At 74.4% G+C, this 14,017-nt stretch carries 12 protein-coding genes; all 12 read right to left on the bottom strand.

Features of this window, described 5'->3' with window-relative positions:
* Positions 1 to 27: 27 nt before the first annotated feature.
* Positions 28 to 771, bottom strand: coding sequence for a hypothetical protein (locus tag ANAEK_RS00850; protein WP_012524250.1), 744 nt, complete (start codon positions 769 to 771; stop codon positions 28 to 30).
* Positions 772 to 869: 98 nt separating this feature from the next.
* Entirely contained in the window at positions 870 to 2,354 is a 1,485-nt protein-coding gene (locus tag ANAEK_RS00845; RefSeq protein WP_012524249.1) for an NFACT RNA binding domain-containing protein, read from the bottom strand.
* A gap of 549 nt (positions 2,355 to 2,903) precedes the next feature.
* A complete protein-coding gene (locus tag ANAEK_RS00840) occupies positions 2,904 to 3,866 on the bottom strand; it encodes an ROK family protein (RefSeq protein ID WP_012524247.1) in 963 nt (320 codons plus the stop codon).
* Between the two features lie 3 nt (positions 3,867 to 3,869).
* A complete protein-coding gene (locus tag ANAEK_RS00835; RefSeq protein ID WP_012524246.1) occupies positions 3,870 to 5,240 on the bottom strand; it encodes a phosphomannomutase/phosphoglucomutase in 1,371 nt (456 codons plus the stop codon).
* A gap of 171 nt (positions 5,241 to 5,411) precedes the next feature.
* Positions 5,412 to 6,500, bottom strand: a complete 1,089-nt coding sequence (locus ANAEK_RS00830; RefSeq protein WP_012524245.1) for a mannose-1-phosphate guanylyltransferase — start codon at positions 6,498 to 6,500, stop codon at positions 5,412 to 5,414.
* Entirely contained in the window at positions 6,497 to 7,087 is a 591-nt protein-coding gene (locus ANAEK_RS00825) for a CoA pyrophosphatase (protein WP_012524244.1), read from the bottom strand. The genes ANAEK_RS00830 and ANAEK_RS00825 overlap by 4 nt, the downstream gene beginning before the upstream one ends.
* Positions 7,084 to 7,962 (bottom strand): undecaprenyl-diphosphatase, encoded by an 879-nt coding sequence (locus ANAEK_RS00820; RefSeq protein ID WP_012524243.1) that lies wholly within the window; start codon positions 7,960 to 7,962, stop codon positions 7,084 to 7,086. The genes ANAEK_RS00825 and ANAEK_RS00820 overlap by 4 nt, the downstream gene beginning before the upstream one ends.
* A 12-nt stretch (positions 7,963 to 7,974) precedes the next feature.
* Positions 7,975 to 9,450 carry an adenosylhomocysteinase gene (ahcY, locus tag ANAEK_RS00815; RefSeq protein WP_012524242.1) on the bottom strand — a complete coding sequence of 492 codons (1,476 nt, stop codon included), beginning with the start codon at positions 9,448 to 9,450 and terminating at the stop codon, positions 7,975 to 7,977.
* A gap of 52 nt (positions 9,451 to 9,502) precedes the next feature.
* Entirely contained in the window at positions 9,503 to 10,483 is a 981-nt protein-coding gene (locus ANAEK_RS00810; RefSeq protein WP_012524241.1) for a metalloregulator ArsR/SmtB family transcription factor, read from the bottom strand.
* A gap of 144 nt (positions 10,484 to 10,627) precedes the next feature.
* A complete protein-coding gene (gene metK / locus ANAEK_RS00805) occupies positions 10,628 to 11,794 on the bottom strand; it encodes a methionine adenosyltransferase (protein WP_012524240.1) in 1,167 nt (388 codons plus the stop codon).
* A 157-nt stretch (positions 11,795 to 11,951) separates the two neighbouring features.
* On the bottom strand, positions 11,952 to 13,748 hold the full coding sequence (gene ptsP, locus ANAEK_RS00800; protein WP_012524239.1) for a phosphoenolpyruvate--protein phosphotransferase: 1,797 nt from the start codon (positions 13,746 to 13,748) through the stop codon (positions 11,952 to 11,954).
* Entirely contained in the window at positions 13,745 to 14,017 is a 273-nt protein-coding gene (locus ANAEK_RS00795; RefSeq protein ID WP_012524238.1) for an HPr family phosphocarrier protein, read from the bottom strand. The genes ptsP and ANAEK_RS00795 overlap by 4 nt, the downstream gene beginning before the upstream one ends.

Below are 14,017 nucleotides of genomic sequence, written 5' to 3'. Positions count from 1 at the left end.
GTCACCGCGCCGCAGCGCGGGGCGCGGCTACGCGGGCGAGGAGAGGAGCAGCGCCAGGTTCCGGTCCTCCCACGCCTTGGCGCGCTCGTGGTCGGGGTAGGCGCGCTCGCGGCGGCGGAACGCGGCACCGTGCACCACCCGGCGGCCGTTCACCTCCACCGCGGGGACGGCCTGGTGGAGCATCTCGTGGAACACCACCGCGGCCACGTAGAACTCGGGCACCTCGGGCCGGTCGAGGGTCGGGTGGATCCGGATGAGCCGCGCGTCCTGCACGTAGACGCCGGTCTTCACGGTGCGCCGCCGCCGCCCCAGCCGGACCGGGCCCCAGCCGATGCGCGCCTCGATGGCCCCGCCGAAGTGCTCGGCGTTGAGCCGGTCGAACAGCGCCTGGAGGTCGTGCACCCGGCCGCGCGGCTGGAGCCGGTCGGCGCGCGGGGCGGCGATCCGGGCCCGGTGCTCCTTCACGTAGGCGTCGATGCGGCTGCCCGCCTGCCGCCGGCGGGCGGCCGCGGCGCCGCGGCCCGCCACCGCGAACGCGGCCAGCGCGGACACCACCTCGCCCGGCGCCTCCAGGAACATGTGGTGGACGCGGTAGTGGATCTCGCCCGGCCGGCGGCGGAACGAGACCATGGTGGACCGGTTGTCGTGGACGGTGAGGCGCACCCGCTCGGTGAGGATCCCGGAGAGCGCGTCGGCGAGCAGGTGCGCGGCGGAGCGGCGGGCCTCCGGGGAGAACAGCGTCAGCTGACGGCTCGACTCCTTGGGGCGCACGCGGCGCCGATCCTACGGAGGGGGCGCCCGTCCATCAAGGGCTACCTCTGCGGCGCACAGGGCGGGCGCGCGGGGCGCGGACGGACCGGCGTGCCCCGCTAGCCCTGCCCGCCCTCCTCCTCGGCGAGCAGGCGCTCGACGCGCCCGGGCTCGGTGCGCAGGAGCATGACCTTCTCCTGGCTGTAGGTGACCGCGCCCGGCGCCGAGCCCTTCGGCTTCTTCACGAAGCGGGCGCGGGTGTAGGCGACGTCGGCCTGCGGCGCCCCGCGGGCGTCGGAGAAGTGCACCGCGAGGTGGGCGGCGTCCACCAGCGTCTCCGCGTCCGGCGCCTTCCCCTTGTCCAGCCGGACCACCACGTGCGCGCCGGGCAGGCCGCGCGCGTGCAGCCACAGGTCGTTGCCGCGGGCCACCCGCAGCGTGAGCGCGTCGTTCTCCGCCGCGCCGCGCCCGACCAGGACCGTCGCGCCGGAGAGCGAGCGGAAGGTGCGGTACGGCGGCGCGGGCTCGTCGTGCTTGCGGCGCGGCGGCGCGGCCGGGCGCGGGCCGGCGGCGAGGCGGCGCGCCTCGCGCTCGAGCCGGGGCAGGTCGGCGGCGCCGGCCGCGTCGATCCGGGCGAGCAGCGCGCGCAGCGCGGCCTCGCGGGCGCGCACCTCGGCGGCGCGGGCCTCCACCCGCGCGGCGCTCTCCACGATGCGGCGGTAGCGCCGGTAGTACCGCTCCAGGTTGGCCTGCGGCGTGAGCGCGGGATCCACCGCCACGCGCACCTCGCGCGGGCCCTCCTCGGTCCACTCGGTGACCGTCACCTCGGTGGCGCCGCGCCGGACCGCGCGCAGGTGGGTCTTGAGCAGGTCGGCGGCGCGCCGGTCCGCCTCGGCGGCCGGCACCCGCGCCGCCTCGTCGGCCAGCTTCACGAGGGCGCGGCCGGCCCGGGCCAGGGCCGCGCGCACCGGCTCGCGCAGCCGCCGACGCCCCTCGGCCAGGCGCCGCTCCTCCTCGCGCGCGAGGTAGGCGGCCTCGATGGCGGCCGAGAGCGGGAAGGGCGCGCCCGGCACCGGCGGGAAGCGGAGCGCGCCCTGGCCGGCGTCGGTGCCGGCGCCGGGCGGCAGCGAGGGCGCCTGGTAGGGGCGGCCCACCGCGAGGTCGCGGCGCTGCGAGAGGTTGCGGGCGGCGGCGGCGCGGATGACCCCGGCCGCGTCCACCAGGAACAGGTTGCCGTGGCGGCCGGTGAGCTCCGCCACCAGGCGCACCGGCCCGCCCCGCGCCGGGGCCCGGTCGAAGGACAGCGCCACCACCCGGTCGCCGGGGAGCGTCTCCAGCCCGGCGAGGCGCGCGCCCTCCAGCTCGCGGCGGAGCACCGCCTGCGCGGCGTAGGGGGTGTCGGGCTGAGGGGGGCGGCGGCCGACCGCGTGGAGGCGGGTGACGTCGGGCTCGGCGGAGAGGAGGAGCAGCGCGTCGCCGGCGCGCCCGCGGAGCGAGAGCGTGAGCGCCCGCTCCGCGTGCATGCGCACCGCGTCCACGTGCGCCCCGGCGAGCGGGGCGAGCTCGGCGACCACCTCGGCGAGCTCGCGTGCGGTGAGCGACATCGCGCCTCTTCGTAGCCCGGAAAAGCAGCGGCCGCCCGGAGGCGGCCGCGGCGCTACGCTGGGTGGAAGCCCTGCGTTACTTCTTGCCCTTCTTCGCGACCTTCTTCTTCGCGGCCGGCTTCTTCGCAGCGGTCTTCTTCGCGGTCTTCTTCTTCGCAGCCATCTGTTCCCTCCTCGGAACGTCCATTCGATGTCGATGGACACTCAGGAATGGACAAGTTGTGCGGAGGTTAGCAGCGCGCGATCTCGCACGTCAAGGAAGCGACACGCGTTTCGCGCGCGCGATCTCCGCCGCGAGGCGTCGCGCACCCGGATGGATCCCGCGCCGCCGACGGCGTCGCCGCTGCGTCAATGCACTGACCGTGATCGTGGAGCGGCGCCGCCAGGCGCGCGGCGAGGTCGATGGAAATCGCTGGGGCGCAGCGCTTTCGCGGCGGTCGTGGCGCGTGGACCGCGGCGCGAGCCGGCCGCGTCTCCGCGCGCGCGCGGCGCGCCTCCCGACGCTTCGAGGCGCCGGGTAGGCGTGGCCTTCGCGGACACCCCTTCGATCTACTCGAGCACCGCGGCGCCGATGACCCCGGCGTCGTCGCCGAGCCAGGCGCGCTCCACGGTGAGCCCGCGCGTGGCCGAGCGCGATACCGCCTCGTCGAAGCGGCGGAGCGTCAGGTCGGCGAGGCGGGGTGCGCCCAGCAGCACGCCGCCCCCCAGGATGAGCCGGGCGGGGTTGAGCAGCGTGACCAGGTTCGCCACGGAGAGCCCGAGCAGCTCCGCGACCTCGTCCCACAGCGCCACGGCGTAGGCGTCGCCCAGCGCGTGCGCCTCCTCCACCACGCTGGCGGTGACGCGGGCGAGGTCGCCCTCCACCAGCTCGAGCACGCGGGTGGCGGCGCCGGCCGCGATCTCCTCGCGCACGCGCGCGGCCACGTTCACCCCCGAGGTGTACGCCTCGAGGCAGCCGAGCTGGCCGCAGCCGCAGCGGCGCGGCGTGAACCCCGGGCGCGGCAGGCGCACCTTGATGTGCCCGAGCTCGCCGGCCACCCCCTGGGCGCCGTCGTGCAGCCGGCCGCCGAGGATGAGGCCGGAGCCCACGCCGGAGCCGACGAACACCAGCACCACGTCCTCGATGCCGCGGGCGGCGCCGAAGCGCTTCTCGCCCCAGGCCGCCACCGACAGGTCGTTCGCGACCCGCACCGGCACGCCGAGCGCCTTCTCCAGCAGCGTGCCGAACGCCACGTCGCGCCAGCCCAGGTTGGGCGCGTTCATCACCACGCCGGTGGCGCCGAGCACCTGCCCGGCCACGCCCACCCCGACCCGGCCGGCCGACGCCGGCGCGATCCCGGCCGCGCCGGCCGCCTGCCCGAGCGCGTGGAGGACGGTCGCGACCACCGCCTCGGGCCCGCGCTCGCGCAGCGGCTCCTTGTGCGAGGCCACGATCTCGCCGGTGGCGCGGTCCACCACCGCCGCGCGCGCGTTGGTGCCCCCCAGGTCCACGCCCAGCGCGAGCCCCTTCACGGCCTACGCCCCCAGCTCGCGCAGCAGCTCGTCCACCTTGCCGCGCACCAGCGCCTGGATCTCGGCCAGCCGCGCCTCGGTCTTCGCCTCGAAGCGCAGGACCAGCAGCGGCTGCGTGTTGGAGGCGCGCACCAGGCCCCAGCCGTCCGGGAAGACCACCCGGACCCCGTCCACCGTCACCGCGTCGTAGCGGGCCGCGAAGAACTCCTGGGCGCGGCGCACCACCTCGAACTTCTTCTCCTCGGGGCAGTCCACCCGGAGCTCGGGCGTGGAGAACGTCCGCGGCACGTCGGCGAGCAGCGCGGACATGGGCCGGTCCTCGTGCGTGAGCAGCTCGAGCAGCCGCGCCGAGGAGTAGATCCCGTCGTCGAAGCCGAACCAGCGGTGGCCGAAGAAGATGTGGCCGCTCATCTCGCCGGCGAGGAGCGCGTGCTCCTCCTTCATCTTCGCCTTGATGAGGCTGTGCCCGGCCTTCCACATGATGGCCCGCCCGCCGCGGGCGGCGATGTCGTCGTAGAGCGTGAAGGAGCACTTCACCTCGCCCACGATGGCGGCGCCCGGCTCCTCGGCGAGCAGGGCCCGGGAGAACAGGATCATGATCTGGTCGCCCCAGAGCACGTTGCCCTTCTCGTCCACCGCGCCCACCCGGTCGGCGTCGCCGTCGTAGGCGATGCCCACGTCCGCCCCGGTCTCCAGCACCTTGCGCCGCAGGTGCTCGAGGTTCTTCTCCACGGTCGGGTCGGGGTGGTGGTTCGGGAAGTTGCCGTCCATCTCGATGAACAGCGGCACCACCTCGAACCCGAGCGACTCGAACAGCGGCACCGCCACCACGCCGCCCGTCCCGTTGCCGGCGTCCACCACCACCTTCAGGCGGCGCTTCCCGAGCCGGAGGTTCTGCCGGACGTGCTCGCGGTAGGGCGTGACGATGTCGTGCGCGCGGACGGTCCCCTGGCCCGTGGCGAAGCGCCCGGCCTCCGCCTCGCGGCGCAGCGCCTGGATCTCCTCGCCGTAGTAGGTGGCCGAGCCGAGCCCGACCTTGAGGCCGTTGTACTCCGGCGGGTTGTGCGAGCCGGTGATCATGCAGATGCCGTCCACGTCGAGCGTGTGGGCGGCGAAGTAGGTCAGGGGCGTCGGCACCACCCCGAGGCTCACCACGTCCACGCCGGTGGAGGTGAGCGCCTCGATCATGGCCTTCGCGAACTTCGGCCCGGACAGGCGCGCGTCCCACCCCACCGCGGCCCGCTTCCCGCCCGCGCCCCGGATGCGCGAGCCGAGCGCCTTGCCGACGAGCGAGACCGCCTCCTCGGTGAGATCCTGGTCCACCAGCCCGCGGATGTCGTACTCGCGGAAGATGGTCGGGGAGAGCTTGGCCATGGGGTCGGTCCTCGGTCGTGAATGTCGTGACGTGAGGCGCCGCGGGCAGGCTCCGTGCCCGGAGAGCGCCGGCGCCGCCCGGTTCCCCCCGGGGCGGGCCGCCGGGCGGCTGTATAGCACCTCGGACCGGGGGCCGCGCGTCCCTCGGGGACGCGGGGCGCGGGGGCCGCGCTAGAGGAGCTCCTCGCGGCCGCGGCGGCCCAGCTCCTCGACCGCCTTGCGCACGTCCTGGGCCCGGTCGCGGCGGCACACGAGCAGCGCGTCGCCCGAGTCCACCACGATGACGTCGTCGAGGCCGATGAGCGCGATGGGCCGGTCCTTCCCGGCCAGCACCACGTTGTTGCGGCCGTCGATGACGAGCGCGTCGCCCTCTGCCACGTTGCCGAGGTCGTCGGTGACGCGGACGTCGGAGAGCGCGGCGAAGCTGCCCACGTCGCTCCAGCCGAACTCGGCCGGCACCACCGCGATGCGCTGGCTCTTCTCCATCACGCCGTAGTCGATGGAGATGGACGGGCAGTCGGGGAAGACGCGCTTCAGCGTGCGCGCGTAGTTCGGCGTGCCGAGCGTGCGGCGGATGGCCTCGAGCTGCTCGCCCAGCACCGGCATGGCGCGGCGGATCTCGTCCAGGATCACGTCGGCGCGGAACACGAAGATGCCCGAGTTCCAGAGGTAGCTGCCGTCGGCGAGGTAGCGCGCCGCGGTGACCACGTCCGGCTTCTCCACGAAGCGCTCGACCTTGTGCGCCACCAGCCGCTTCTTGCCCTTCGCGCGCGCGGCCAGGCGCGGCCCGAGCTTCAGGTAGCCGTAGCCGGTCTCGGGGCGCGAGGGGCGGATACCGATGGTGGCGATGGAGCCCGCCTCGGCGAGCTGGGCGGCCGCGGCCAGCGCGTCGCGGAACGCCGGGGGCCGGCCGATGTGGTGGTCGGCCGGCAGCATGGCGATGACGCCGCGGGGGTCCTTCGCGGCCACGTGGATGGCGGCGAGGCCCACGCAGGGCGCGGTGTTCCGCGCGCACGGCTCGACGATGAAGTTCTCCTTCGGGAGCTGCGCCACCATCCGCCGGGCGGCGGCCGCGTGCTTCGGCCCGCACACCACGAACGTGTCCCTGGGCCGCGACAGCGGCGGGAGCCGGCTCACCGTGGCGGCGAGCAGCGGCGCGTCGCCGGCGAGCGCCAGGAACTGCTTCGGGCGGTTGCGGCGCGACAGCGGCCAGAACCGCGTGCCCGAGCCGCCCGCCATGATCACCGGGTAGATCTTCACGACGCCCTCCAGATGGACAGGAGCTCGGCGAGCACGCGACCCGTCGCGCCCCAGATCACGTCCTTGCCGACCGAGAAGAAGTGCACGTCGAGCCTCAGGCCGTAGACCTCGCGCCACTCGACCCGGTGCGCGCCGGGGCGGGAGAGCGCCGAGAGCGGGACGTGCAGGATCTCGTCCACCTCGTGCGGCGCGGCCGCGTACGGGTAGGGATATGGCACGGAAGCCACCCACGGCGTCAAGCGGAAGGCCGACGCGAGCACCAGCGTCTCGCTGAGCTGTCCCATGACGTCGGCGCGCGCCGGCTCGAGCCCCACCTCCTCGTGCGCCTCGCGCAGCGCGGCGGCGAGGCTCTCCTCCCCCGGGTCGATCTTGCCGCCGGGGAACGCGATCTGCCCCGCGTGGCGGGACATCTTCATGGGCCGGCGGATCATGAGCACGTGCACCTCGCCGTCGAGCACGTGCAGCGGCACCAGCACCGCCGCGGAGGCGAAGCCGCCGCGGGGCAGGTGCTCGTGGGCGATCCGGTCCACCGGGGCGATCCCCGGCTCGCGGGCGACCAGCGCCGCGGCGAGATCGTCGAGCGTCACGGGGCCGCGTGCAGGGCCGGCGGGGGCGGCGGGGGCGCCTCGGCGCCGGCGGGGAGGACGCCGGAGAGGATGAGCGCCGCGATGGCGGCGCCGGCGGCGAGCCGCCAGACCACGAACACGTAGGTGGTGCGCGTCCGCAGCCACGCGAGCAGCCAGTCGATGACGAGGTAGCCGGCCACGGCGGACACCACGGTACCGACCACCGTCGCGACCGTCCAGGCCGCCTCGCCCCGCAGGTCCGGGACGGTGGACCAGAGCTTGTACGCGCCGGCCGCGAGCGTGATGGGGACCGAGAGCAGGAAGCTGAAGCGGGCCGCCGCCTCGCGGGTGAAGCCGAGCAGCATGCCGCCGGTGATGGTGGTGCCGGAGCGCGAGCTGCCCGGCACGAGCGCCAGCGCCTGGGCGACGCCGATGAGGAGCGCGTCGCCCGCGCCGACGTCCTCCACCCGCCGCCGGTGGCTGGCCAGGCGCTCGGCCGCGAGCAGCACCAGGCCGAGCGCCACCAGCGAGCCCGCGATGACCCAGTTGCCGAGCGCCTCGATGCGGTGCTCGAGCAGCTTCCCGGCCAGCGCGGCCGGCAGCGTGCCGAGCACGATGTACCAGCCCAGCCGCGCCTCCGGCGTCCCGAACGGCCTGCCCCGGGCCAGCCCCCGCGCCGAGGCCGCCACCAGCCGCGCGATGTCGGCGCGGAAGTAGACCAGCACCGCCAGCGTGGTGCCGGCCTGGATGATCGTGACGAAGGCGCGGAAGCGCCGGTCGTCGAGCGAGTGGCCGAGCAGCTCCCCGAACACCAGCAGGTGCGCGGTGGAGCTCACCGGGAGGAACTCGGTGAGCGCCTGGAGCAGCCCGAACAGCGCCGCGGAGACGAGGCTCATCGTCCGCCCGGCCTAGTAGCGGTAGTGATCGGGCTTGAACGGGCCGGACTGCGGCACGCCGATGTAGGCCGCCTGCTTCTTGGTGAGCTTCGTCAGGCGGGCGCCGATCTGCTCGAGGTGCAGCGCGGCCACCTTCTCGTCGAGGTGCTTCGGGAGCACGTACACCTGCTTCGCGTAGGCGGCGCGGTTCACCGCCAGCTCGATCTGCGCCAGCGTCTGGTTGGTGAACGAGTTCGACATCACGAACGAGGGGTGCCCGGTGGCGCAGCCCAGGTTGAGGAGCCGCCCCTCGGCCAGCACCAGCACCCGGTGGCCGTCCGGGAACACGAACGCGTCGTACTGCGGCTTGATGTTCACCCGGGTGGTGAGCTTGCGCAGCCCGGCCATGTCGATCTCGTTGTCGAAGTGGCCGATGTTGCCGACGATGGCGCAGTCCTTCATCGCCTTCATGTGCTCGACGGTGACGACGTCCAGGTTGCCGGTGGCGGTGACGAACACGTCGGCGTCCTTCACCACGTCCTCGAGCCGCACCACCTGGTACCCCTCCATCGACGCCTGCAGCGCGTTGATGGGGTCGATCTCGGTGACCACCACCCGCGCGCCCTGGCCGCGCAGCGCCTGGGCGCAGCCCTTGCCCACGTCGCCGTAGCCGCAGACCACGCAGAGCTTCCCGGCCAGCATCACGTCGGTGGCGCGGTTCAGCCCGTCCACCAGCGAGTGGCGGCAGCCGTACAGGTTGTCGAACTTGGACTTCGTGACCGAGTCGTTCACGTTGATGGCGGGGAACAGCAGCGTCCCGGCCTTCTGCATCTCGTAGAGCCGGTGCACGCCGGTGGTGGTCTCCTCGGTCACGCCGGCGCAGGCCTTCGCCACCCGGGTCCAGCGGCGCGGGTCCTTCTTCTGCTCGCGGGCGAGCAGGCGCAGCACCACCTCCAGCTCCTCGGAGTCGGCGCTGGAGGGCGGCGGCACCTTGCCGGCCTTCTCGTACTCGACGCCCTTGTGGATGAGCAGGGTGGCGTCGCCGCCGTCGTCGACGATCTGCGTGGGGCCCTTGCCGCCGCCGAAGTCGAGCGCGCGCTCGGTGCAGTCCCAGTACTCCTCCAGCGTCTCGCCCTTCCAGGCGAACACCGGCACGCCGCGCGGCGCCTCGGGCGTCCCCTCGCGGCCCACCACGATGGCGGCGGCGGCGTGGTCCTGCGTCGAGAAGATGTTGCAGCTCGCCCAGCGGACGTCGGCGCCGAGGTCCACCAGCGTCTCGATCAGCACCGCGGTCTGGATGGTCATGTGCAGCGAGCCGGTGATCCGCTGGCCGGCGAGCGGGCGCTGCCGCGCGTGCTCGCGCCGGAGCGCCATCAGGCCCGGCATCTCCTTCTCGGCGAGCTCGATCTCCTTGCGTCCCCAGCCCGCCAGGGAGAGGTCCTTCACCTTGTGCTCGAGCGGCGCAGGGGCGCTCGGGGCGGGCTTCTTCTTCGCGGCGGACACGGCCATGGTGCTTCTCCTTTGCGTGGAACGAGGGTCGAAGGTCGGTGGTGCGGCGCGGTCAGGGCCGGGCGGGTCGCTCGCCGGTGCAGGCGACCAGCCCCGGGCCGCGCGCGCCCGGCTCGGGCGGCAGCGCCCGCGCGGTGACGCCGGCCGCGCCGGCCCGGCGGACGAGCGCGGCGAGCGCGTCCGGCTCGAAGCCGGGGTGCGCCTGGCCCATGCGGCGCCGGAGCGCCTCGTCCTGGTGGCGCGCGGCGTCCAGGACCACGAGGCGCCCGCCCGGGCGCAGCACCCGCACCGCCTCGGCCAGCGCGGGGGCGGGATCGTCCAGGTAGGCGAGCACGAGCACCAGCAGCGCCGCGTCGCAGCCGCCGTCCTCGAGCGGCAGCGCCGCGAGGTCGGCCTCGTGCAGCTCGACGTTGTCGAAGCGGGCGGTGCGGCGGCGTGCCGCGCGGAGCATGGCGGCGGAGCGGTCCACCGCGATCACCCGCCGCACGCGGGGCGCCAGCTCGGCGGCGACCGCGCCGGTGCCGCAGCCCAGGTCGGCCACCGTCCAGGCCGGGGGCACCAGCGCGAGCAGCGCCTCGGCGGCGACCCCGCGCCCGTACACCCGGGCGCGCAGCCCGTCCCAGGCGCCGGCCGCGCCGGCGAAGAAGCGCTGCGCCTCGTCGCGGCGGGCGCGCACCGCCCGGAGCCGCGCCGCGTCGGCGCGGACCACCGCCCACCCGTCGCTCTCGGCGCGGGCGAGCTGCCAGAGCTTGCGGGCGCCCGGGTCCAGCTCGGCGGCCCAGCCGTACAGGCTCTGGGTGCCCTCGCGCCGGGCGGAGAGCCAGCCCGCGTCGGAGAGCGTCTTCAGGTGGCGCGACACGGTGGACTGCGGGAGCGCCAGCACCTCGCGGAGCTCCAGCACCGACAGCTCGCGCGGCTCGAGCGCGCGCAGCGCGCGGAGCCGGATCGGGTCCGAGAGCAGCTCCATCCAGCCGAGCAGGGCCTCGGGGCGGCGGCTCGGGGCGGGGAGGCGGGCGGGGGCGGGGCGAGGCATCAATGCATCCGGATGGACGGATAGCTAGTCCACCCGGCCGGCCCGGTCAACTCCCGGGCCGCGGTGCCCCGCAAACGAGGCGGCCCGCCCGGTGGGACCGGACGGGCCGCGAGCGGCGAAGGCGCCGGGGTCGTGCAGGGCGCGTCAGATCACCGCGCGGATCTTGGACAGCCCGGCCGCGTCGGCGAGCGCCTCCTTCTTGTCGGTGCGCTCCCAGGTGAACGTCTTCTCGGTCCGGCCGAAGTGGCCGTAGGCGGCGGTCTTCTCGTAGACCGGGCGCAGCAGGTCGAGCCCCTCGATGATGGCGCGCGGGGTGAGGCCGAACACCTCGCGGACGGCGCGGGCGATCTTCCCCTCCGGCACCTTGGCGGTGCCGAACGTGTCCACCATCACCGAGACCGGCTCGGCCACGCCGATGGCGTACGCCACCTGCACCTCGCAGCGCGAGGCCAGGCCGGCCGCGACCACGTTCTTCGCGATGTAGCGCCCCATGTACGCGGCGGAGCGGTCCACCTTCGACGGGTCCTTGCCGCTGAACGCGCCGCCGCCGTGGCGGCCCATGCCGCCGTAGGTGTCCACGATGATCTTCCGGCCGGTGACGCCGGTGTCGCCCATGGGGCCGCCGATCACGAACCGGCCGGTGGGGTTGATGAGGATCCGCGTCTTGCGGTCGAGGAGCCGCTTCGGGAGCGCCTTCGCGATCACCTGCTCGCGCACCGCCTCGTGCAGCCGCTTGTTCGAGACCGACTCGGCGTGCTGGGTGGAGACCACCACCGTGTCGATGCGGACCGGCCGGCCGTCGCGGTACTCGACCGACACCTGGCTCTTGCCGTCGGGGCGGAGGAGGTCGAGGCCGGCACGGCGCGCCTTCGCGAGCTGCTTCGTCACCGCGTGCGCGTACTGGATGGGCGCCGGCATCAGCTCCGGCGTCTCGTCGCAGGCGTAGCCGAACATCATGCCCTGGTCGCCGGCGCCGCCGGTGTCCACGCCCTGCCCGATGTCCGGCGACTGCTGGTCCACCGCCACCAGCACCGCGCAGGTGTTGGCGTCGAAGCCCATGTCGCCGCTGGTGTAGCCGATGCGGCGCACCGTCTCGCGGGCGAGCTTCGGGTAGTCGATGCGCGCCTTGGTGGTGATCTCGCCCGCGATCATCACGTAGCCGGTCTTGAGCAGCGTCTCGCAGGCCACCCGGCCCTTCGGGTCCTGGCGGAGCACCGCGTCGAGCACGGCGTCGGAGATCTGGTCCGCCATCTTGTCCGGATGGCCCTCCGTGACCGACTCGGAGGTGAAGAGGAAGTCCTGGAGCGGCATGTGTTCTCCTCCGGAGGCGGGGGTGCCCGGGCGGGACGGGCAAGGTACGCGCCCGGCGCGCGTGGTGTCAATATGGCGGACACGCTGCCGCCGCGTCCGTCCGATCGGAGGGCGACCCCGCCGGACGTGGCGGCCGGGCGCCGACCGCCCCGCCGGCTCAGCCCTGGCCGGCCGGCTCGGCGTCGTGGTCCCCGTCGAGCAGGCCGGGGAAGCGGCGGGCCATCTCGGCCTGGACCTCGTGCTCGATGTCGTCGGCGGTGGTGAGCGCGAGCAGCCGGTCCACCAGCGCCCGCCCGTCCTCGGCGCGGGCGGCGCGGACCACCCGCTTCACCAGCGGGATGGACGGGCCGTTCATGGACAGCTCGGCGACGCCCAGGCCGAGCAGCACGAGCGCGTTCACCGGCTCGCCCGCCATCTCCCCGCACATCGACACCGGCACGCCCGCGGCGCGGCCGGCGTCGCAGATGAGCTTCAAGAGGCGCAGCACCGCCAGGTGGAGCGGCTTGTACAGGTAGGCCACGTCCTTGTCCTGCCGGTCGATCCCGATGGTGTACTGGATGAGGTCGTTCGTCCCGATGGAGAAGAAGTCGCACTCGGCCGCGAGCCGGTCCGCGATCATGGCGGCGCTGGGCAGCTCCACCATGATCCCCACCGGCACCTGCCGGAACGCGACGCCCTCGGCGCGCAGCTCGTCGGCGGCCTGGCGCAGCGCGTGCTTCGCGGCCCGCAGCTCCGCCACCCCGGAGATCATCGGGAACATGATGCGCAGGTTGCCGTGCACCGACGCCCGCAGCAGCGCGCGGAGCTGGGCGCGGAACATCTCCGGCTGGCGCAGGCAGTAGCGGATGGCGCGCAGGCCGAGCGCGGGGTTCTCGGCGGTCACGCGCATGCCGGCCGGGAGCTTGTCGCCGCCCAGGTCGAAGGTGCGGATCGTGACCGGGCGCGGCGCGAGCGCCTCCAGGATGCGCCGGTAGTTCTGGTAGTGCTCCTCCTCGCCGGGCAGGTCGGACCGGCCCATGAACAGGAACTCGGTGCGGTAGAGCCCCACCGCCTGGCCGCCGTGCGCGAGCAGGCTCGGGACCTCCTCGGCGAACTCGATGTTGCCGGCCAGCCGGACGGTGAGGTCGTCGAGCGTCCGGGCGGGCAGGTCGCGGGTGGCGAGCAGCGCCTGCTCGCCGGCGAGCTGCTTCTCGCGGGCGGCCTCGTAGCCGGCCCGCTCGCCCGGGCTCGGGTTGATGACCACCAGCCCGCGCCCGCCGTCCACCACGATCCAGTCGCCGCGGTCGGCGACGGCGGTCACCCGGCCCACCCCCACCACCGCCGGCACCTCCAGCGCGCGCGCCACGATGGCGGTGTGCGAGGTCTTGGCCCCGGCGTCGGTGACGAACGCGGCCACCTTGTGCTCGTGCAGGAGCAGCGCGGTGTCTGCGGGGGAGAGGTCGTGCGCCACCACGATCACGCCCTCGGGCGGCACGTCCTCGACGTCCGGCGCCTGGCCGAGCAGGTTCTTGATGATCCGCTCGCCCACGAAGTCCACGTCGGCCCGGCGCTCCTTGAAGTAGTCGTCGGCCTGCTCGTGGAACGCGTTCTTGATCTTGCGGGTGGCGCGCTTCACCGCCCACTCCGCGTTGAGCCGCTCCTCCCGGATCTGCCGCTGCGCCTCGAGGACGAGCATCTCGTCCTTCAGCATCATCCGGTGCATGTCGATGATGGCGGTGTGCTCGGCGCTGCCCGGCGCCTGCGACTCCTCGACCTTGCCGCGCACCTCGGCGAGCTGCACGTCGGAGATCTCGAGCGAGGTGCGCAGCCGCGCCAGCTCGGCCTCGACCTCGTCCGGCGTGAGCCGGCGCTTGGGGGTCCGCACCCGCCGCCGCTCGATCGTCCAGCAGCGCCCGATGGCGATGCCGGGCGAGGCGCCGATGCCGACGAGCGTGGTGGCGGACGACCGGCTCATGTCTCCCCGAACCCGTTCTCGATCACCTTGGCGAGCGCGGTCATGGCCTGGTCGGCGTCGTCGCCGTCGCAGGTCACGGTGATCTGCGAGCCCTTGGCCGCGGCGAGCGTGAGCACGCCCATGATGCTCTTCCCGTTCACCTGCATGCCGTCCTTCTCGACGTGGATCTCGGACCGGTAGCGGTTCGAGGTCTGGACGAGCTGCGCCGCGGCGCGCGCGTGGAGGCCGAGCGTGTTGACGATGACGAACGTGCGCTCCTGGTGCGGCAT

This window comes from Anaeromyxobacter sp. K (genome assembly GCF_000020805.1).
Taxonomy (GTDB): domain Bacteria; phylum Myxococcota; class Myxococcia; order Myxococcales; family Anaeromyxobacteraceae; genus Anaeromyxobacter; species Anaeromyxobacter dehalogenans.
Note: the sequence above shows the minus strand (reverse complement) of the source record. Positions and strands in the feature narration are given on the sequence as shown.